The organism is Flavobacterium algoritolerans, from assembly GCF_030010385.1.
Taxonomy (GTDB): Bacteria; Bacteroidota; Bacteroidia; order Flavobacteriales; family Flavobacteriaceae; genus Flavobacterium; species Flavobacterium algoritolerans.
Map to the genome: position 1 here is coordinate 444,779 of NZ_JASCRZ010000001.1, position 21,216 is coordinate 465,994.

15 protein-coding genes and 2 tRNA genes are annotated in these 21,216 nt (G+C 34.9%); 10 read left to right on the forward strand and 7 right to left on the reverse strand.

The features are described 5' to 3' along the window. Position 1 precedes the first annotated feature (1 nt). Positions 2-1,132 (reverse strand): DegT/DnrJ/EryC1/StrS family aminotransferase, encoded by a 1,131-nt coding sequence (locus QLS65_RS01895; protein ID WP_282714883.1) that lies wholly within the window; start codon positions 1,130-1,132, stop codon positions 2-4. A 227-nt stretch (positions 1,133-1,359) separates the two neighbouring features. Between QLS65_RS01895 and QLS65_RS01900 the strand changes: the two genes are divergently transcribed. The 4 genes from QLS65_RS01900 to QLS65_RS01915 all read left to right on the forward strand — a co-directional run bounded on the left by QLS65_RS01900 (position 1,360) and on the right by QLS65_RS01915 (position 5,639). Then, positions 1,360-2,601: a 3-deoxy-D-manno-octulosonic acid transferase gene (locus QLS65_RS01900; protein ID WP_282714885.1), complete on the forward strand. Its 1,242-nt coding sequence runs from the start codon at positions 1,360-1,362 to the stop codon at positions 2,599-2,601. Continuing rightward, positions 2,588-3,034 carry a GNAT family N-acetyltransferase gene (locus QLS65_RS01905; RefSeq protein ID WP_282714887.1) on the forward strand — a complete coding sequence of 149 codons (447 nt, stop codon included), beginning with the start codon at positions 2,588-2,590 and terminating at the stop codon, positions 3,032-3,034. Before QLS65_RS01900 ends, QLS65_RS01905 begins: the two co-directional genes overlap by 14 nt. Before the next feature lie 23 nt (positions 3,035-3,057). Continuing rightward, positions 3,058-5,226, forward strand: coding sequence for a S46 family peptidase (locus QLS65_RS01910; RefSeq protein WP_282714889.1), 2,169 nt, complete (start codon positions 3,058-3,060; stop codon positions 5,224-5,226). Between the two features lie 188 nt (positions 5,227-5,414). Continuing rightward, complete coding sequence (locus QLS65_RS01915; protein WP_099714386.1) at positions 5,415-5,639, forward strand: hypothetical protein; 225 nt, start codon at positions 5,415-5,417, stop codon at positions 5,637-5,639. Positions 5,640-5,806: 167 nt separating this feature from the next. Here QLS65_RS01915 and QLS65_RS01920 read toward each other — a convergent pair whose 3' ends face one another. The 4 genes from QLS65_RS01920 to mutS all read right to left on the reverse strand — a co-directional run bounded on the left by QLS65_RS01920 (position 5,807) and on the right by mutS (position 9,208). Beyond that, positions 5,807-6,154, reverse strand: coding sequence for a DUF1508 domain-containing protein (locus QLS65_RS01920; RefSeq protein ID WP_099714385.1), 348 nt, complete (start codon positions 6,152-6,154; stop codon positions 5,807-5,809). Between the two features lie 126 nt (positions 6,155-6,280). Then, positions 6,281-6,366 (reverse strand) — tRNA-Leu (locus QLS65_RS01925). A gap of 11 nt (positions 6,367-6,377) precedes the next feature. After that, positions 6,378-6,453 (reverse strand) — tRNA-Gly (locus QLS65_RS01930). 148 nt (positions 6,454-6,601) lie between these two features. Next, a complete protein-coding gene (gene mutS / locus QLS65_RS01935) occupies positions 6,602-9,208 on the reverse strand; it encodes a DNA mismatch repair protein MutS (RefSeq protein ID WP_282714891.1) in 2,607 nt (868 codons plus the stop codon). A 158-nt stretch (positions 9,209-9,366) separates the two neighbouring features. On the opposite strand from mutS, the gene QLS65_RS01940 reads away from it, so the two are divergent. The 3 genes from QLS65_RS01940 (at position 9,367) to QLS65_RS01950 (ending at position 12,657) form a co-directional block, all read left to right on the forward strand. Continuing rightward, positions 9,367-9,816: a DUF1573 domain-containing protein gene (locus tag QLS65_RS01940; protein WP_282710770.1), complete on the forward strand. Its 450-nt coding sequence runs from the start codon at positions 9,367-9,369 to the stop codon at positions 9,814-9,816. Between the two features lie 70 nt (positions 9,817-9,886). Then, entirely contained in the window at positions 9,887-10,423 is a 537-nt protein-coding gene (locus tag QLS65_RS01945; RefSeq protein ID WP_282710771.1) for an RNA methyltransferase, read from the forward strand. Positions 10,424-10,464: 41 nt separating this feature from the next. Beyond that, the gene (locus QLS65_RS01950; protein WP_282714893.1) at positions 10,465-12,657 is read left to right on the forward strand and encodes an Ig-like domain-containing protein; all 2,193 of its coding nucleotides are present in this window, start codon (positions 10,465-10,467) and stop codon (positions 12,655-12,657) included. 36 nt (positions 12,658-12,693) lie between these two features. On the opposite strand, the gene folK is transcribed toward QLS65_RS01950, so the two are convergent. Further along, on the reverse strand, positions 12,694-13,830 hold the full coding sequence (gene folK, locus QLS65_RS01955; RefSeq protein WP_282710774.1) for a 2-amino-4-hydroxy-6-hydroxymethyldihydropteridine diphosphokinase: 1,137 nt from the start codon (positions 13,828-13,830) through the stop codon (positions 12,694-12,696). Between the two features lie 138 nt (positions 13,831-13,968). Between folK and sppA the strand changes: the two genes are divergently transcribed. Together sppA and QLS65_RS01965 are read left to right on the forward strand one after the other, a co-directional pair. Then, positions 13,969-15,729, forward strand: a complete 1,761-nt coding sequence (gene sppA, locus QLS65_RS01960; RefSeq protein WP_282710775.1) for a signal peptide peptidase SppA — start codon at positions 13,969-13,971, stop codon at positions 15,727-15,729. 185 nt (positions 15,730-15,914) lie between these two features. Then, positions 15,915-18,530: an AsmA-like C-terminal region-containing protein gene (locus QLS65_RS01965; protein ID WP_282714896.1), complete on the forward strand. Its 2,616-nt coding sequence runs from the start codon at positions 15,915-15,917 to the stop codon at positions 18,528-18,530. A gap of 78 nt (positions 18,531-18,608) precedes the next feature. On the opposite strand, the gene QLS65_RS01970 is transcribed toward QLS65_RS01965, so the two are convergent. After that, the gene (locus tag QLS65_RS01970) at positions 18,609-19,403 is read right to left on the reverse strand and encodes a DUF2797 domain-containing protein (protein ID WP_121342822.1); all 795 of its coding nucleotides are present in this window, start codon (positions 19,401-19,403) and stop codon (positions 18,609-18,611) included. Positions 19,404-19,660: 257 nt separating this feature from the next. Between QLS65_RS01970 and QLS65_RS01975 the strand changes: the two genes are divergently transcribed. After that, positions 19,661-21,184 carry a GH3 auxin-responsive promoter family protein gene (locus tag QLS65_RS01975; protein WP_282714898.1) on the forward strand — a complete coding sequence of 508 codons (1,524 nt, stop codon included), beginning with the start codon at positions 19,661-19,663 and terminating at the stop codon, positions 21,182-21,184. The last annotated feature ends 32 nt before the right edge of the window (positions 21,185-21,216 follow it).

Consider the following 21,216-nt stretch of genomic DNA (forward strand, 5'->3'; position numbering starts at 1 on the left):
ATTATTTTAAAAACTCTAAAACGCTATCCGTAATGAATTTAATTTGTTCATCATCTAATTCTGTATGCATCGGTAACGAAATCACTTCTTTAACCAACTGATTGGTAACTGGGAAATCTTCCTCTTTATATCTGGAATCCAAATATGCTTTTTGCGAATGCAATGGAATTGGATAATAAATAGCACATGGAATTCCTTTGTCCAACAAATGTTGCATTAAACCATTTCTGTCGGCATCAACAATTCGCAATGTATATTGATGAAAAACGTGACAATCACAGATATCACAAATACTTGGTGCAATTATATTTTTATGTCCTTCAAAAGCAGTTGAATATTTTCTGGCTGCATCTTGTCTGGCTTTACTATACTCGTCTAACAAAGGCAATTTAGCATTCAAAACTGCTGCTTGAATACTGTCTAAACGTGAATTTACACCTACGACATCATGATGATATCGTTCGTACATTCCGTGGTTTACAATCCCGCGAAGTTTGTGGGCCAATGCATCGTCATTTGTAAAAATGGCTCCACCGTCTCCGTAACATCCAAGGTTTTTGGAAGGAAAAAAGGATGTAGCCCCTACATGTCCAATCGTTCCTGCTTTCTTTTTTGTTCCGTCAGAAAATTTACAATTGGCACCAATCGCTTGCGCATTATCTTCAATAACGTATAAATTATATTCTTTGGCGATAGCCATAATAGCTTCCATATTGGCGGCACGGCCAAACAAATGTACTGGAACTATTGCTTTTGTTTTTGGCGTAATCGCTTTTTTAATTCCTTCAATAGAAATATTCATGTTATACATATCCACATCGACTAAAACTGGTGTCAATTGCAGTAAAGCAATAACTTCTACTGTCGCTGCAAAAGTAAAATCGGCAGTAATTACCTCATCTCCTGGTTTTAAATCCAATCCCATCATAGCAATTTGCAATGCATCGGTTCCATTAGCACATGGAATTACGTGTTTTACGTCAAGATATTCTTCTAAAGATTTTTGAAACTGATGAACTTGAGGCCCATTAATGTAAGTATTTGTGTCCAGAACCTGCTGAATAGAAGCATTTACAGTGGTTGCAATTTTATCATATTGACTTTTCAAGTCAACCATTTGGATTTTTTTCATTGAAATTTTTGTTAAAGTTCGAAAGTTTATGGTTTCCAGAAACCACAAACACTTTCTTAAAACGAAGAACAAAAATAGTTATTTATGAGTTTAAACCAATGCAACCCACATTAAAAAACGATATTATTCCAATGAAATAAAAAGTGGATTCCTGACAACCAAAATTTATATATTACTGCCGAAACAAAAAACCTAAAGAAAACGTATTTTAGCCCAAAATTTCAACGATGCTTTTTCTCTATAATCTAATTGTTCAAATAGCTGGTTTTTTATTAAAAATCGCAGCTGTTTTCAGCCCAAAAATGAAACTTTTTGTAGAAGGCCGCAAACTGGTTTTTCCTTTTTTGGAACAAAAAATAAAACCTGCCGATAAAACAATCTGGTTTCATGCTGCTTCCTTAGGCGAGTATGAGCAAGGCTTGCCCGTAATTGAAAAAATAAAAGAGCAATTCCCTTCTCACAAAATTGTACTTACTTTTTTTTCGCCTTCGGGTTATGAAGTTCGTAAAAACAATACCGTTGCTGATGTTACGGTTTATTTACCTTTGGACACCCAGAAAAATGCTCAGAACTTTTTAAAAATCGTTCATCCGGATTTGGTATTTTTTATTAAATATGAATACTGGCCCAATTATTTATACGAACTCAAAAAACGGAACACCAAAACCTATTTAATTTCTGGAATTCTTAGAAAAAATCAACTGTTTTTCAAATGGTACGGCGGCTTTTACAGAGAAGCATTAAATACATTCACTTACTTTTTTGTACAAAATGAAACTTCAAAAAAATTACTGCAAGAAGTAGGCAAAACGAATGTTTCGGTTTCTGGAGACACTCGATTTGACCGAGTTGCCGCAATTTTAGAAAAAGACAATTCCTTGGATTTTATTACTCAGTTTAAAAACAACACATTAACGATTGTCGTGGGAAGTTCGTGGCCGAAAGACGAAAATTTATTAGTGGATTTCATTAATTCGAATACCTTAAATGTCAAGTTTATAATTGCGCCACACAATATCAAAGAAGAACAAATTCAACAATTAAAAAATAGTATTGCCAAAAAAACCGTTTTATTCTCTGAAAAAGAAGGACAAAATCTCGCAGATTTCGATGTTTTTATCATTGACACAATTGGGATTCTGACAAAAATCTACAGTTATGCGGATATTGCATATGTGGGCGGTGGTTTTGGGAATCCCGGAGTTCATAATTTACTGGAACCGGCAACTTTTGGCGTTCCAATACTCATTGGCCCCAACTATTCACATTTTGCAGAAGCAACGGCATTGGTAAATATGGAAGCGTGTATTTCTATCAACAATAACAAAGAGCTAGACGAAGCATTTAAAAACCTCATCCAGAACGATGACATCAGGCACGAAAAAGGACATATGTGCAGCACTTTTGTACAAATGAATAAAGGAGCTACAGCCATTATTCTGAAACACATCTTGAATGATTCAATTTAAATCGTTAGTAATTTCTGATATCGAAACGATTGTGTCCATGATGCAAGAGTTTTATGCGATTGATAATTATCCTATTGACATTGAAATTTCCAAAGCTTTATTTCGGGAATTTATTTCCAATGAAAATTTAGGGAAATCATGGCTCCTTTTATCCGATAATGAAATTGTAGGCTATGTTATCCTAACCTTTGTTTTTAGTTTTGAATACCAAGGAAAAATTGCTTTTTTAGACGAATTGTATTTGACCGAAAAAACTAGAGGTAAAGGAATTGGTAGTAAAACCATTGCATTCATTCAAAATGAAAGTCATAAACTATCGTTAAAACTTATTTATCTGGAAGTGGAACAACACAACGAAAAAGCACAAAAATTGTACCTTGCGCACGATTTTGAGATGCACAACAGAAAATTGATGCGATACAAAATCAAATAAAATTACACCCTAAATTTAATACCATGAAATTTTTAAAACTATTCTTATTATTATTTGTCATCCAGATGCAAGCGCAGCAGGGCGGCATGTGGATTCCTTCACTTTTGAAAGGAATGAATGAAACAGAAATGAAAAATTTAGGCATGAAAATGTCTGCGAAAGAGATTTACGATGTGAATCAATCGAGCATGAAAGATGCCGTTCCGCATTTTAATGGCGGTTGTACCTCTGAAGTTATTTCTCCAAAAGGATTGATTTTAACGAATCATCATTGCGGATTTTCACAAATTCAATCGCACTCTACGGTAGATCATGATTACCTGACTGATGGATTTTGGGCTTACAAAATGGAAGACGAATTGCCTAATAAAAACTTAACCGTCGCTTTTATTGTAAAAATCGAAGATGTGACCACATTAGTTTTAGAGGGAACTGCTGCTCTAACCAGCGAATCAGAAAAACAAAACAAAATTCAAGAAAACATTACGGCACTTACTAATTCTTTACCAAAAGAAAATTGGCAGGAAAATAAAATCCGTACGTTTTACGAAGGCAATCAATACATGCTTTTTGTAACAGAAACTTTTACCGATGTACGATTGGTAGGTGCTCCGCCTTCCTCAATAGGGAAATTTGGTTCTGATACTGATAATTGGGTTTGGCCGCGTCATACGGGAGATTTTTCCTTGTTTAGAATTTATGCTGACAAGAACAATCGTCCAGCTGCGTATTCAAAAGACAATGTTCCTTACACCCCTAAACACTTCTTGCCGATTTCACTTGACGGCGTAGCCGAAGATGATTTCACATTGGTTTTTGGTTATCCAGGAAAAACAAATGAATATTTACCTTCTGTTGCGATTGAGCAAATTGTAAACGAATTAAATCCGGCAAAAATCGAAATCAGAGACAAAGCCTTGAAAGTGGCTGATGGCTTCATGAGAAAAGACAATACCATTAAAATTCAATACGCCTCTAAATATGCCAGAATTGCTAATAATTGGAAAAAATGGATTGGTGAAACCCAAGGATTAAAAAAATCAAATGCCGTTGCTATTAAAAGAGAATCTGAAAAAGCCTTTCAGCAAAAAATAACAAAAGCAGGCAAAGAAAAAGAATACGGAACACTTTTAGTCGATTTCGAAAAAAACTACGCAGAAATAGCCCCATACACTTCCGCAAGAGATTATTTTACAGAAGTTGTGCAACTTAACACCGAATTATTAAGTGTTGGTTACAAATTGTATCAGCTGGAGCAAGTTTACAAAACCAAAGGAGAGCAATCTTTTACTGACCGAAAAAACAATTTGTTAACTGGTCAGGAAGCTTTTTACAAAGATTTTAATGCAACTGTTGATGAAAAAATTTTTGAACAATTGATTGAATTGTATGCTGCCAAATCTCCAAAACAATTTTTACCCCAAAGTTTAATGAATATAAACGCTAAAAATTTAGCTTCGGAAATTTACAGTAAATCCAGACTTAAAAATTATACTGGTCTGAAAGAATTATTAACTGGCGATACGCGAACCGTTTTAACGAGTTTAAACAATGATCCAGGTTTTCTGTTGGTAAAAGAATTAGCTGATAAATATTTGAAAGAAGTCGCGCCAAAATACGACGAAATCAATTTAAAGATTACTGCGCTGCAACGCACGTACATGAAAGCGCAATTGGAATTGAACAAAGACAGCCGAATTTTTCCAGATGCCAATAGCACATTACGAGTTACTTATGGAAAAGTAAAAGGATACGAACCTAAAGACGCTACTCTTTATACGCCAATAACTTATTTAGATGGGGTAATGGAGAAATACATTCCCGGAGATTATGAATTTGATGTTCCAGCTAAATTGTTAGACTTATATAAAACTAAAGATTACGGTCCATATGGTGAAAACGGAAAAATGCCAGTTAACTTTATTGGCACAAATCACACCACAGGAGGCAATTCAGGTAGCCCGGTGATAGACGCAAACGGAAACTTAATAGGGCTTAATTTTGACAGGGTTTGGGAAGGAACCATGAGTGATATCTATTATGACCCAAGTATTTGTAGAAATATTATGGTTGACATACGCTACGTCCTGTTTATTATGGATAAATATGCTGGTGCAAAAAACTTGATAAGTGAGCTAAAACTGGTTCACCCCAAGAAAAGCAAACCTCTGAAAAAGAAAAACTTAAAGTAAAACCAAGGACTCAACAACGATATAAAGCATTTATTAATTATTTAGCTGTATTGGCACAATAATTGTTATTTGTTTCGGCGTTGACAAAAAATATTATTTTTTAAAAAAAAAATAAAAAAATATTTTACATATTAAAAAATTTATATCTTTGCCACGAATTAATAATTAACCTTTTATATTAAATTAAGATGAAAAAAGTATTTTTAAGTTTAGCTGCTGTTGCTGTTTTGACTGTTGTATCATGTAAAAAAGCTGACGCTCCTGCTGAGGACGCTGCTGCTGTTGTTGATTCTGCTGCTGCTGTAGTTGATTCTGCTGCTGCTGTAGTTGATTCTGCTGCTGTTGTTGTTGATTCTGCTGCTGCTGTTGCTACTGAAGCTGCTGCAACTGCTACTGAAGCTGCAAAAAAATAATTAGAACTCAAATTCTAAAAATTTTAAAGCCATCCGCTATGCGAGATGGCTTTTTTAATTTATGACATTTCCATTCCTTTAAGAATAGATATACAAATAAAAAAGAGAGTCGCGAAAATTTAATTTTCGCGACTCTCTTTTTTATTTACGAATTAATTCAAAAAACTTTAATCAGAAAAAATAAAATCATTTCCTGAGAAATCCAACACCTCTGAATTTGATCCATACCGAACAATTTCATCGATTCCTTTTTGCAAACGCAACGAAGTGGTATATTTTCTACTTGTAGCAAAATGATTCCCTTCCAGCATTAATTTAAAATAAAATTTCCCGCCGGAAGATTTAAATTTTAAAAAGTCAGCGGTTTCAATTGTCGCTTTAAACTTTTCAATATCTTCTTCGCACTCAAACTTGAGCTCATAACTTAAACTCGTAAAAACAACTTTCCCTTTTCTGGAAGTAAAAACAAATTTATACTCATCATTATACCTTTTACTAATTACGAAAGCGCCCATTGTTTATTAAAATAACAAAAATTAAAATTACAAATCACAAAAAAAGTTGATATTGGTTTAGACAGATTTAGTTTTATACAAAAACCATAAAAACAAAAAAAGCCTCTTCAATTGAAGAGGCTTTAGTACTCAGAGCGGGACTTGAACCCGCACGAACATTGCTGTTCACTGGATTTTAAGTCCAGCGTGTCTACCAATTTCACCATCCGAGCATTATGTGGTGTGGAGCGAAAAACGGGGCTCGAACCCGCGACCTCGACCTTGGCAAGGTCGCGCTCTACCAACTGAGCTATTTTCGCATTTTCAATTCTTAGAAAGAACCGCGATACTTGTTCTGTATTGCGGATGCAAATTTAGGACATTTATTGAATTACACAAGCCTTTTTCATAAAAAAATCACACATCAGGGTTAACATTCTGATAACGTAATCTTTAAAATAAAATAAATTATTTTCTGGTCAACATTCTTTTAATTTCATTGAGTTTCATCAGCGCTTCCATAGGCGTAATGGTATTTATATCCAGACTTATAATCTCTTCTTTGATTTCTTCCAATAAAGGATCATCCAGATTAAAGAAACTCATTTGCATTTCGTCTTTAGCGGCTTTAATTCCGTTCAGCGCATCGCTGGAATGATTTTTTTCTAATTTCTTCAAAAGCTTTTGCGCTTTCAAAATTACAATTTGGGGCATTCCGGCCATCTTCGCCACATGTATTCCAAAACTATGCGCACTTCCTCCTTTTACTAATTTTCGAATAAAAAGCACGGTATCTTTCAATTCTTTGACGGCCACATTATAATTCTGAATTCTAGGCAATGATTCACTCATTTCATTCAACTCATGGTAATGCGTAGCAAATAATGTCTTTGGTTGCGAAGGATGTTCATGCAAAAACTCTGCAATTGCCCATGCGATGGAAATCCCATCATAGGTGCTCGTCCCTCTTCCAATTTCATCCAAAAGCACTAAACTTCTATCGGAAATATTATTCAAGATAGAAGCCGTTTCATTCATTTCGACCATAAAAGTAGATTCACCCATCGAAATATTATCGCTGGCTCCTACTCTAGTGAATATTTTATCTACAATTCCCATTCTCACGCTGTCTGCAGGGACAAAACTCCCCATTTGAGACAAGAGTACAATCAGCGCCGTTTGACGCAAAATAGCGGACTTTCCAGACATATTTGGACCCGTAATCATAATCAACTGCTGTGTTTCTCTATCCAAGAAAACATCATTGGCTATATAAGGCATTCCAACAGGCAATTGTTTTTCGATAACAGGATGCCTTCCGTTTTTAATTTCCAGTTCGAATGTTTCGTCTAGTTCCGGACAGATATATTTATTTTCGATAGCCAATTGCGTAAAAGAACACAAACAATCGAGTTGCGCCACCAAATTAGCATTCATTTGAACCGGCTTGATATACGTAGCAATCCAACTCACTAATTGCTCGAATAATTCTACTTCAATTTTATGAATTTTTTCTTCGGCACCCAGAATTTTAGTTTCATATTCTTTTAATTCCTCCGTAATATAACGTTCCGCATTAACCAAAGTTTGTTTTCGAATCCATTCCGCAGGAACTTTATCCTTGTGCATATTCCTAACTTCGATGTAATATCCAAAAACGTTATTAAAGGATATTTTCAATGATGAAATTCCCGTCAGTTGTGATTCTCTTTTTTCAATTCCTTCTAGAAATTCTTTCCCAGAATTGGATATCGCACGTAAATCATCTAGCTCAGCATTGATTCCTTTGGCAATAGCATTTCCTTTGGCAATAGCCACAGGAGCATCTTGATTTAAAACCGTTTTGATTTTTTCACGCAACAATTCGCAACTATGCAAACTATCACCAATTACTTTTACTGCTTCTTGCGGACTTTCTAAAGCCAAGGTTTTTATTGGAATAATAGCATCCAATGATTCTTTCAGATAAACCACTTCGCGAGGCGATACTTTCCCGGCTGCAATTTTTGAAATCAAACGTTCCAAGTCGGAAATTTGCTTGATTTGATTCTGAATATTTTTCAGCACAACCTGATTTTCTTTTAAATAAGAAACCACTTGGTGACGGCCTTTTATTTTAGCACTGTCTTTCAACGGCAATGCCAACCATCTTTTTAACAAACGACCACCCATTGGCGAAAGCGTTTTATCAATAACATCAAGAAGCGTCACCGCGTTTGGATTGTAACTGTGATACAATTCCAGATTGCGAATGGTGAATCTATCCATCCACACATAAGCATCTTCAGCAATACGCTGAATCGCTGTTATATGCTGTACTTTATTGTGTTGTGTTTCGGATAAATAATACAAAATTGCTCCCGAAGCAATGATTCCTTCTTTCAATTCTTCGATTCCAAATCCTTTCAAAGAAACCGTCTGAAAATGCTTGGTTAAGGTTTCGAATGCGTAATCTTCTTTGTAAATCCAATCTTCCAAGTAAAAACTATGATAATCCTCTCCGAAAATTTCCCTGAAATCATTTTTATTATTTTTTGGAATTAGAACCTCACTTGGATTAAAATTCTGTAACAGTTTATCAATATATTCTGCATTGCCTTGCGCCGTTAAAAACTCTCCTGTAGAAACGTCCAAAAATGAAATTCCTATGGATTTATTGGCAAAGAAAATGGATGCTAGAAAGTTATTGGTTTTTGATTGTAAAACCTCATCATTCATAGAAACACCAGGAGTCACCAGTTCAGTAACACCGCGTTTAACAATAGTCTTAGTCATTTTTGGATCTTCGAGCTGGTCACAAATTGCTACACGAAGTCCTGCTTTGACTAATTTTGGTAAATATGTGTTCAAGGAATGATGCGGAAAACCAGCCAGTGCCGTTTCGGTTTCAGAACCTGCTCCACGCTTCGTTAAGACAATTCCTAATATTTTTGAAGCACGAACTGCGTCCTCTCCAAATGTCTCATAAAAATCTCCAACGCGAAATAAAAGACAAGCATCAGGATACTTTCTTTTTATCTCATTGTATTGCTTCATTAACGGAGTTTCCTTAACTACTTTATCTTTAGATGCCAATTGTATTTATGTTTAAAAAATGAAAAAATATCAGCGAATTTATATATTTTAAAACAAATAAATAAGGAGTTCAAAAAATTAAACTATTTTAAGAAAGATTTAAGGCATAATTTCTATTTTTTATTTAGATTTGTAAATACTTTTAAATTGAAATAGATATGAAAAAAATAATTACCCTAGCTATGCTAGTTGTTTTAGGAGTTGCTACTTCTACTGCACAAGAAACTTCAAAAAAACTGAAAGCAACAAATACTAAAGTAGCTACTGCAAAAGTAAATGGTGCAGGAATGGTTTTCGTAAGTGAAACTATTGACTACGGTACAGTTGCCTATAACTCTGATGGTAAACGCGAATTTGTTTTCACGAATAACGGTAACAAACCTTTAATCATTACTAATGCTCAAGGATCTTGTGGTTGCACAGTTCCTACTTATCCTAAAGAACCAATTGCTCCAGGAGCAAAAGGAGTTATTGGAGTAAAATATGACACTTCAAGAGGTGGTCAAGCTTTTACTAAAACAGTAACATTGACAACTAATGCTGTTGTTCCTACCAAAACACTTACAATAAAAGGAAATGTTTTAGCCGCCGAATCATCAAAAAGCTAAATTTTAACTCAATACACAAAAAAAGCTTCCATTAACTTCGGAAGCTTTTTTTTTGAATAATTTATAAAATATGAGAAAGCTAGAAAACAGCGAACTGGATCGAAAATCTATTGAAGCATTTAAACAATCTGAAAAAACACCGCTTATTTTAGTATTAGATGACATCCGCAGTTTACATAATATTGGCTCCGTATTTAGAACAGCAGATGCGTTTCTAATTGAAAAAATATATTTATGTGGTATTACCGCCACTCCACCAAACAAAGAAATTCACAAAACAGCACTTGGCGCAACCGAAACGGTAACTTGGGAACATCACGAAAATGTTCTTGCCGTTATTGAAAAATTAAAAGCCGAAAATGTAATGACGCTTGCCATAGAACAGGTAGAAAGCGCCGTTTTTCTTCAAAATTTTGAAGTTCAAAAGGGAGAAAAATATGCTTTAGTTTTTGGAAACGAAGTATATGGTGTTTCACAAGAAGCAGTTGCGTTATGCGATGGTTGTATTGAAATCCCACAATTAGGCACCAAACATTCTTTGAATATATCCGTGAGCGCAGGAATTGTAGTTTGGGATTTATTTCAAAAACTGAACTGGCCAAAATGATTTTTTTAATAAAATTAAGAATTAAGTAATACTTTTATCATATGAGAATTTATAACTTTTTGAAATTATCTTTAGCTTTTTTATCGCTCGTTCCAATGGCTGAATGTTCCGCCACTTCATTTTATTCGATAAAGAAAAATACTGCCATAATCTCAAAAGGTCCGATAAATCCATCATCTCTTAATTTTATTACAAGTCCAAATCCATTATCTATTGCAGATAATGCGCCACGAATTACAGCAACAGGAAATCAAAGCTATTGCCCCGGAACTTCATTAAAAATTGTAACCGATGTAAGCATCACTAACTCTGACATTACAGATACAGGCACAGAGGCTATTTACATTCAGATTTCTTCGGGTTATGTAAACGGGCAGGATTTAATCCAATTAGCCAACCCTACGTTACACCCAACAATTATTTCTAGTTGGGATGCTCCCTCAGGAAAATTAAAATTATCCAGCCCAACCGGAGCAGATGTTTTATACAGCGACTTTATAAAAGCAATAAAAGACATTGAATTTAGCAATTCATCCGCTTCTCCCTCAGGGATTCGAAATTTCTCAATCACCATAGGACAAGCAAATTATTTACCCAGAAACGGACATTATTATCTATATGTTCCAAACCTTGGGATTAACTGGACAGCAGCCAAAACAGCAGCTGAAACAAGCACTTATTATGGATTGCAAGGCTACTTAGCCACAATCACAGCTGCTGATGAAGCAAAAATATCTGGAGAACAAGCCGCAGGTACCGGATGGATTGGAGGCAGTGATGCCGAAACAGAAGGTATTTGGAAATGGGTAACAGGTCCAGAAAACGGTACTGTTTTTTGGAATGGAGCCGTGAATGGATCAAGCCCTAATTTTGCTTTTTGGAATTCAAACGAACCAAACAATCTTAACAATGAAGACTATGCACATATTACAGCTCCAGGTATTGGAACACCAGGATCATGGAATGATTTACAATTAAATGGCGATCCAACTGGAAACTACCAACCCAAAGGATATATTGTAGAATATGGGGGAATGCCTGGAGACCCAACACTTGAAATTGCAACTAGCACGACCATAACAATATTACAAATAACAGGAACAACTCCAGCATCAAGATGTGATTCAGGCACCGTAACACTTCAAGCAACCGCTTCTAACGGAACCGTAAACTGGTATGATGCCGACAGTGGAGGAACTTTATTAGCAACAGGCAACACTTATACAACACCATTTTTAACAGCCACAACAACTTATTATGTAGATGCCGGATGTGCAACATCTAGAACAGCAGTTACAGCCACTATAAATACAATCCCTACTATTACGGCTACCAATTCTCCTGTTTCCAGATGTGGAGCTGGAACTGTAACGCTAGAAGCAACAGCTTCAACTGGAAGTATAAACTGGTATTCAACTCTAACCGGAAGCACTATCATAGGGACCGGAACAAGCCTGACTATACCCAATGTTACTCAAAACACAACCTATTATACAGAAGCCATCAATAACGGATGCAGTAATGGGAACAGAGTTTCGGTTGAAGTTACTATTTACAACCCACCAGTTGTTACGGATCAAGAATTAACATTATGCAAATCCAGCACTCTTACTCTTGATGCACAAATTCCTAATATGAGGTATCTATGGTCAACAGGAGAAACGACCGAAACAATTACCGTTTCTACTTCTGGTATTTATACCGTTGATATAACAAGTCCTACACCTGAAAATTGTACCAGCAGAAAAAAAATTACTGTTATAGAGCACAATATTCCTGAAATAGACCACGTTGACGTAAACGGAACTACAGTAGTGATTTATTTATTAAAATCCGAGGACTATTTTGAATATTCTGTTGACGGAATCAATTATCAAAGTTCGAACGTATTTTTCAATGTACCCAGCGGCTTGCAAACGGCGTATGCAAGAGAAGTTAATTCTTGCGGGGCAGACAGTAAAACATTTGTGATTTTAATCGCTCCAAAATTCTTTACCCCAAACAACGACTCTTATAATGACGTATGGGAAATAAAAGGATTAATTAATTATCCTGAAGCAGAGGTGACTATTTTTGATCGGTATGGAAAACTGATTACTAAACTAAGCGCAACCAACCAATCATGGAATGGAACATTTAACAAAAATCTGATGCCTGCCTCCGATTATTGGTATGTCTTGAAAATTGACAACACAAGACCTGTAATGAAAGGACATTTTTCTCTAAAAAGATAACGATCATTAACTTAATCGTTTAAAACAGCAGCTTATTTATTGATTAATTTTCTTTTGAATTTCTTCCAGAATATAGAGATAATCTTCTTGATTTTTCACAAAATCTTTATCTGAAACATCAATGATGAGAACATTCAAATCGGTTTGGGATTTAATATAATCCAAATAACCGCTATTGATTTTATCCAAATATTCAGCCGGTATTTTTTGTTCGTAACTTCTGCCTCGTTTCTTTATATTTTGCAACAGCCTTTCTGAATTTTGATACAAATAAATGTACAAATCCGGTTTTGGCATTTCTCTGTAAATGATATCAAAGAGATTGCGATACAAACGATATTCATCTTCAGCCAGTGTGATTTTGGCAAAAATCAAAGATTTAAAAATATGATAATCAGCAACTAGAAAGTCTTTGAACAAATCAAACTGCGCTAAATCATCTGATAATTGTTGGTATCTATCAGCCAGAAACGACATTTCAAGCGGAAATGCATATCGGTTTTGATCTTTATAAAATTTGGGTAAAAAAGGATTATCAGCAAAACGTTCTAATACTGTTTTTGCATTAAAATCCTCAGAAATTTTCATGGCCAAAGTGGTTTTTCCTGCTCCGATATTCCCTTCAAAAGCAACATAATTAAATTGCTCCAAAGAAATATTCTGCAAAGGATTAACTAAATTCTGAACTACTTTACAAACACTGTCATCTGGCGATATTGCCAATAATTCTGAAATATTTTTTTGAAGAATGGGATGTTCCCAATCTAAATTCAAATCCTGAATGGGTAACAAAACAAAATTTCTGTTTTGCATCAAAGGATGTGGAATCTGCAGTTTTTCGGTAGTAATAATTTCTGAATCGAAAGCAATCAAATCAATATCAATCGTACGTGATTGGTATTCTTGAGTTTTGCTTCGCAAACGACCCAATCGTTTTTCGATTTTTAAAACCTGAGTCAGAATTTTATGTGCAGAGGAAAAAGTATGCAAAACCAAAGCGCAATTATAAAAAGCATCACTTTCAAAACCCCAGGCTGGTGTTTCATATAATCTGGAAACTTTGATTACAGTACCAATTTCTTGATGTATCAACTCCAAGCAACGCTCGATATTTTCCAAACGATTGCCTTGATTACTGCCTATAGATAAAATGACCTGATGTTGTGATTTCATAATTAGGTGCAAATTAACTAAAACAATTTTAGAATTAGCAATATATTTGTATCCTGTGTTGATAATTAAACTCGGAAATACGAAACAATTGTTTGTAACATTTCTATCTTTTTTGCGACATATTAAAAAAATATAATTATGAGATTTTTAGGAAATGTATTAGCGACCATTATAGGTGTTTTTGTTTTTTTCATGTTGTTCTTTTTTGGAATCATCCTCATCGGAGCCATTTTTGGTGGTGAATCTGAAGGCGTTACGGTGAAAAACAATTCTGTTATTGAATTGAATTTGGAAGACATCAGAAACGATTATGCCGGAAAATATAAAGATCCTTGGGTAACGATTTTTTCAGAAAACAAAAAAGTAGGTTTATCAGACATTATCAACGCCATTGAAGAAGCAAAAACGGATACTGACATTAAAGGTATTTCTATTCTAAACAACGATTCCTCACTGGGAATGGCACAAAGCAAGGCATTGAGAGATGCTTTGGAAAGCTTTAAAAAATCAGGGAAATTCGTCATGGCTTATGCCAATTCGTATTCACAAAAAGAATATTACCTAAATTCTGTTGCCAGCCCAATTTACTTAAATCCTGTTGGAGATATGGATTTCAAAGGACTTTCTGCTGAACTTATGTTTTTTAAAGATTTTCAGGAAAAATCAGGGTTGAAAATGGAAGTAATCCGTCACGGAAAATACAAAAGTGCTGTTGAGCCATTTTTAGAAAATAAAATGAGTGATGCCAACAGAGAACAAACTACTGCATTATTAAATTCAGTTTGGAATTCTATTACTGCTGATATTTCTAAAAGCCGAAATATATCTGTAGCTAAATTGAATGAAATTGCCAATGGACTACTTGCTCGAACTCCAGAAATGGCAAAATCACAAAAATTAGTTGACATTATTGCCTATGAAGATGTGTATCACAATGCCATCCGAAAAGCACTTAAAGTAGCCAATGACGAAGATTACAACAAAGTATCTGTTGTAGATTATGCTCAAAAAATTGCTACGACTTCACAAAATTTTGACAGTAATGACGAAATCGCCATTATTTATGCCCAAGGAGAAATTATGGGCGGTGAAGGCGATGTGAACGTTATTGGCGAAGGTTCTATGCGTCGTTCCTTTCAAGAGGCTCGAAAAAACAAAAATGTAAAAGCCATTGTACTTCGAATTGATAGTCCAGGCGGAAGTGCTTTGACTTCTGATTTAATTTGGAGAGAAATTGAATTGACTAAAAAAGTAAAACCAGTAGTTGTTTCTATGGGTAATTATGCGGCTTCTGGTGGGTATTACATTGCGTGTAACGCCAACACCATTTTTGCCGAAGAAAACACAATCACGGGTTCTATCGGTGTTTTTGGAATACTACCTAATTTCACACCATTGGCCACTAAAATTGGAATTCATACCGAGCAAGTTAAAACACATCAAAACTCAGCAAATTACAGTCCTTTTGTTCCAATCGATGAAAATTTCAAAGCAGTTACCTTAGAAGGTGTTGAACACATTTACAAAACATTTGTTACACATGTAGCACAAGGTCGCAAAATGACATTTGCACAAGTAGATGCCATTGCACAAGGAAGAGTCTGGACCGGTTCCGAAGCATTGAAAATTGGACTTGTAGATAAAATTGGAGGTTTAGATGATGCTATTGCAAAAGCGGCTTCTTTGGCAAAAATAAAAAGCTACAGTACCCAAAATTACCCGGAATACGAAAAAAACTTCGATGATCTTTTAGCTAATCTTCCTTTTGCAAAATCTAAAGAAGACTTTATAAAAGAGGAAATAGGAGAAGAAAACTATAGAATTATGCAACAAATAAAAAAATTGCAAGCACAAAAAGGAGTTCAGGCCCTAATGCCTTTTGAAATTAATATTCATTAAAACTTTTATAACCCATCAAAAAATCCGTTTTAGAAATTGCTAAAACGGATTTTTTTATACTATAAAGTTAAATTATTGTTTATAAAAAACGTCAAAAAAATCACTCTGTCCTAAAAATACTATTTTTGTAAAAGAATAGAAGGCATTATTTTTGTTACACTAATAGAATCTAAAGAAATTAAATTATGGTAAAGAAAGTTTTAAAAATCATTGGAGTTCTGATTGTCCTGCTCGTCGTGACTTTATTTGCTGCGCCTTATCTATTTAAAGATCAAATAAAAGCTAAAATTTCTGAAGCCATCAATGCCAAAGTAGATGCCAAAGTCTCTTTTGCAGAAGCAGATTTAAGCTTATTCAAAAATTTTCCAAATGCGAATGTGACATTGGAAAAATTAGTCATTATAAACAAAGCTCCTTTTGAAGGCGATACTTTGATTTCACTGGGAGAATTGAATTTAAAAATGTCTATCAAGGAACTTTTTAAAGGTAAAGACGAAGCGATGTCTATTGACGGAATCACTTCGAAAAATGGATTAATCAATATCATTTTTAATAAAGACGGAATCGGGAATTACGACATTGCATTGAAAGATGACAAAGCCAAAGACGATGGAAAAAGCAGTCCGTTATCCTTAAAAATCCAAGAGTATAAAATCGAGAATTTCAAGTTTCGCTATTTTGACGAAAGTTCAAAAATAAAAATGGTAATCGACAGTCTAAACCATGAAGGAACAGGAGATTTTGCAGCCCAAAAATTAGATTTGGTTACCAAATCAACTGCAAAAGTATCGCTGGACATGGACAAAGTCAATTACATGAATAATGTCGCCTTGACGCTGGACGCGGTTTTGGGAATCGATTTAGAAAAAAGCAAATACACCTTCAAAGAAAATAAAGCATTAATCAATCAGTTGCCGCTGGAATTTGATGGTTTTATTCAAATGGTGGAAACGGGCCAACAATATGATTTGAAATTTAAAACCCCAACTTCATCTTTCAAAAATTTCTTGGGAATTATTCCCGCAGCGTATGCATCGAGTTTGGACAACGTAAAAACCACCGGAGATTTTACTGTAGTGGGTTTTGCAAAAGGCTTGTATTCAGACACAACGGTGCCAAAATTTAATATTGAAATTGCTTCCAATAACGCTTCATTTCAATACCCTAATTTACCCAAATCAGTTCAAAACATCGTTATTGATACTAAAATTATCAATGAAACAGGAATTCTGAACGACACTTATGTCAACTTGGATAAGCTCTCTTTCAAAATTGACCAAGATGTTTTTAATGCGAAAGCAAACATTAGAAACATCACTCAAAATGCGATTGTTGATGCCGCTTTAAAAGGAACTATAAATTTAGCCAACCTTTCGAAAGCCTATCCTATAAAGCTTGACAAGCCATTGTCAGGGATTTTAAAAGCCGATGTGACAACGAAATTTGACATGCAATCTGTAGAGAAAAGTCAGTATCAAAACATCAATAATGCGGGAACCATGAGTTTGTCCGGTTTCAACTATGTGGATGAGAATGGCAAAACAATGAACATTAGCAATGCTTTGGTACAATTTAATCCTAGTCAGGTCAATTTGAAAGAACTGAACGCGACTACAGGAAAAAGCGACATTAGTGTAACGGGAATTTTAGAGAATTTTTACGGGTTTATTTTTAGAAACCAAGAATTGAAAGGAAATTTCAACATGAATTCTAAACAATTGGCCGTTGATGATTTTATGACAACCGGAGAAACTACTAAAACAGCAACTAAAAAAGCAGAAGCCATGAAGATTCCTGCTTTCTTAAATTGTACGCTTACCGCAAAAGCGACTACGGTTTTATACGATAATTTAACCTTGAAAGATGTATCGGGAAAACTGATTGTGAAAGACGAAAAAGTAACTTTAGAAAATGTAAAAACATCTATTTTCGGAGGAACAATTGGCGTGAATGGGGCTGTTTCCACAAAAGGAAAAACACCAGTCTTCAATATGGATTTAAAATTAAATCAAGTCGATATCGCACAGTCTTTCACTCAACTGGACATGCTGAAAAAAATCGCGCCAATTGCCGGAATCATCAACGGAAAATTAAATTCAAGTATCAAATTGAACGGAAATCTTGATGCAACAGAACTGACTCCTGATTTGAAAACGCTTACCGGAGATTTATTGGGACAATTGCTTTCTACGACAGTAAATTCTGCTAATTCGACTTTACTGACTGCATTAGGATCTAACTTGAAATTCATTGATGTGAGTAAAATCAATTTGAATGATTTGAAAGCGGCAGTTACGTTCAAAGATGGGAAAGTAAATGTAAAACCATTTGATATCAAGTACAAAGACATCAAAGCCACTATTGGAGGAACGCATGGTTTTGACCAAAGCATGAATTACAATTTAAAATTTGATGTTCCCGCAAAATATTTGGGTTCAGAAGCGAATGCGCTAATTGCAAAATTATCTCCTGCAGATGCTGCTAAAGTGCAAAGCATTCCTATAAATGCGATATTAGTTGGGAATTTCACGAATCCAAAAATCACAACTGACATCAACAGTGCTGTAACCAAATTGACGACTCAATTAGTAAACCAACAAAAAGACAGATTGGTAAAACAAGGAACCTCGGCTTTGACTGATTTCATTAATAAAAACAAGAAACCGGGAGATACCACAAAAACGGCGACTCCTACAACTCCTGCAACTAAGGAAGAGGTAAAAACTAAGGCTAAAGATTTATTAAATGGATTTTTAAATAAAAAGAAAAAAGCAGAAGAGCCTAAAGTGCAACAAGAATAACTAAAGTAAAAACAGTTGTTTTTTATCATAAAAAAAGCAGGAATTTCTAACATGAGATTCCTGCTTTTTTATTGAATTTTATACATTAATCTGTACTACATATCCTTCTGAACCGCGGATATTGAAAACTGTTCCGTCTTCAAAAAGTAAATATTGTCCTTTTATTCCGGTGAGCTTTCCTTGAAATTGTGGTTTTTTATCCAAGCTCAAACTGTTTACTTTATTTGGATACTGTAAAACGGGATAATGCATCTCGTACAAATCATTTTTCTGCGAATAAAAGTATTCCTGAACTTCTGCTGGAATCAAATTTTCTACTTTCAATCGTTCTGCAACCAAGTCAATTTGCTCCACATTGTTGGTCAACATTTTTCTCCAATTGGTTTTATCAGCATAATGATTTTTCAGTGCCACCTCGGTAATTCCAGCTAAATATCGGTTAGGAACTTCCACAATTGAAATGGCTTGGGTTGCGCCTTGATCAATCCATCGTGTTGGCATCTGCGTTTTTCTGGTCACTCCTACTTTGACTTCGCTCGACAAAGCCAAATATACAATGTGCGGTTGCAATTGTACTTTTTCTTCATACGCTAAATCCCTGTCCTGAATCCCAAGATGAGCCGTACTTAACTCCGGTTTCATAATCCAATCTCCAACAGCCGCACTAGAATAGAAGCAATCATAACAAAATCCCTGACGGAATATTTTTTTCTTCTTGCCACAATTCAAACATTGGTATCCCACAAAATTGATTTCGAGTTCTTTATTCAGCAACTGATTCACATTCAAAAAACTATTCTCAAAAACCAAATAATATTGAATCGGATTTCCAAATTCCGTTTGCATTTTTGTAAGTACACCTTCGTATGTCATTGCGATTTTAGATTGTTGATTAACGATTTATGATTTTAGATTAACGCTACCCATTTTAGAATTCCGATTATTAGAAACCCATTTCTGAGTTAAAATCTTTACTACAATATAGAATTGTTTTTTATAAAAAAACACTATTTTTGATACTTTGACAAAGTTAGTATTTGTCAATCGATATTCAAATCTTAAATTTCAACCTTTTTACAATAGAAAAAAATCTGAAATTTAAAATCGTTAATCAACAATCTGAAATCTATATGCCTCTAACCATAATCAATTCGTTTGCCTCTTGGGTTCTAAAACAAAGAATCCATCAGATTGAACTTTTCCTAAAATACCCGAATGAGGTTCAGGAAGAATTGCTTATGAATTTAATTCAGTCATCAAAAAACACTGCATTAGGCAAAGAATATGAGTATGCTTCGATACATTCCTATGCGACTTTTGCCGAAAGAATCCCTATTTCGACCTACGAAGAATTACAGCCGTTGATTGAAAGAACCCGCAAAGGAGAGCAAAATGTTTTTTGGGAAACACCTATAAAATGGTTTGCAAAATCAAGCGGAACAACCAACGCCAAAAGTAAATTTATTCCAGTGAGCAATGAAGCGCTGGAAGATTGTCATTATAAAGGAAGTAAGGATTTGTTATGCTTGTATCTAAATAACAACGAAGATTCAGAACTGTTTCTTGGAAAAAGTCTGCGTCTTGGCGGAAGTTCCCAAATCTATGAAGACAACAATACGTTCTTTGGTGATTTATCCGCAATACTAATCGAAAACATGCCTATTTGGGCGGAGTTCAGTAGTACGCCAAGCAACAAAATTTCTTTGATGAGCGAATGGGAAACTAAAATTGCTGCGATTATAAACGAAACAAAAAATGAAAATGTAACCAGTTTTGCCGGAGTTCCTTCCTGGATGTTGGTTTTAATGAATAAAATGCTGGAAGAAACCGGAAAGGGAAATTTATTTGAACTTTGGCCTAATTTGGAAGTGTACTTTCATGGAGGTGTAAATTTTGAACCCTACCGAGACCAATACAAAAAAATACTCCCGAAAAAAGATTTTAAATATTACGAGATATACAATGCCTCCGAAGGCTTTTTTGCCATTCAGGATTTAAATTATTCCAGTGATTTATTATTAATGTTGGATTACGGAATTTTCTATGAATTTATTCCAATGGATACTTTTGGAACACCAGAACAAAAAGTAATTCGATTGGCAGATGTGGAACTGTTCAAAAATTATGCTTTGGTGATTACAACCAATTCTGGTTTGTGGCGCTATTTGATTGGCGACACCGTTCGTTTCACCTCATTAAGTCCATACCGAATTCGGGTAACGGGAAGAACCAAGCATCACATCAATGTTTTTGGAGAAGAATTGATGGTCGAAAATACAGATCAGGCAATTGCCAAAGCGTGTAAAATGACCCAAATGGAAGTAGTTGATTACACTGTTGCCCCTATATTTATGGAAGGTAAAGAAAAAGGCGCCCATGAATGGATGATTGAATTCAAAGACAATCCAGCGGATGTATCTCAATTCCAGAAAGCATTGGATGAATCCATACAATCTTTAAATTCAGATTACGAAGCAAAGCGCTACAACAACATGACACTAAACCCGTTAGTAATAAATGTAGCCCGGAAAAATTTGTTTTATGATTGGTTAAAAGACAAAGACAAACTGGGCGGACAACATAAAATTCCAAGATTATCAAACCAAAGAGATTACCTGGAACAACTGAAAACCATGCAGTTTCAAACCGTATAAAAAACGAGAAGATGAAAAATACTTTCTACATC

Excerpts from the sequence above, each read along its gene's own strand:
- QLS65_RS01895 (WP_282714883.1), bottom strand. The coding sequence starts at position 1,132 with ATGAAAAAAATCCAAATGGTTGACTTGAAAAGTCAATATGATAAAATT.
- QLS65_RS01900 (WP_282714885.1), top strand. The coding sequence starts at position 1,360 with ATGCTTTTTCTCTATAATCTAATTGTTCAAATAGCTGGTTTTTTATTA.
- QLS65_RS01905 (WP_282714887.1), top strand. The coding sequence starts at position 2,588 with ATGATTCAATTTAAATCGTTAGTAATTTCTGATATCGAAACGATTGTG.
- QLS65_RS01910 (WP_282714889.1), top strand. The coding sequence starts at position 3,058 with ATGAAATTTTTAAAACTATTCTTATTATTATTTGTCATCCAGATGCAA.
- QLS65_RS01915 (WP_099714386.1), top strand. The coding sequence starts at position 5,415 with ATGAAAAAAGTATTTTTAAGTTTAGCTGCTGTTGCTGTTTTGACTGTT.
- QLS65_RS01920 (WP_099714385.1), bottom strand. The coding sequence starts at position 6,154 with ATGGGCGCTTTCGTAATTAGTAAAAGGTATAATGATGAGTATAAATTT.
- QLS65_RS01940 (WP_282710770.1), top strand. The coding sequence starts at position 9,367 with ATGAAAAAAATAATTACCCTAGCTATGCTAGTTGTTTTAGGAGTTGCT.
- QLS65_RS01945 (WP_282710771.1), top strand. The coding sequence starts at position 9,887 with ATGAGAAAGCTAGAAAACAGCGAACTGGATCGAAAATCTATTGAAGCA.
- QLS65_RS01950 (WP_282714893.1), top strand. The coding sequence starts at position 10,465 with ATGAGAATTTATAACTTTTTGAAATTATCTTTAGCTTTTTTATCGCTC.
- folK (WP_282710774.1), bottom strand. The coding sequence starts at position 13,830 with ATGAAATCACAACATCAGGTCATTTTATCTATAGGCAGTAATCAAGGC.
- sppA (WP_282710775.1), top strand. The coding sequence starts at position 13,969 with ATGAGATTTTTAGGAAATGTATTAGCGACCATTATAGGTGTTTTTGTT.
- QLS65_RS01965 (WP_282714896.1), top strand. The coding sequence starts at position 15,915 with ATGGTAAAGAAAGTTTTAAAAATCATTGGAGTTCTGATTGTCCTGCTC.
- QLS65_RS01970 (WP_121342822.1), bottom strand. The coding sequence starts at position 19,403 with ATGACATACGAAGGTGTACTTACAAAAATGCAAACGGAATTTGGAAAT.
- QLS65_RS01975 (WP_282714898.1), top strand. The coding sequence starts at position 19,661 with ATGCCTCTAACCATAATCAATTCGTTTGCCTCTTGGGTTCTAAAACAA.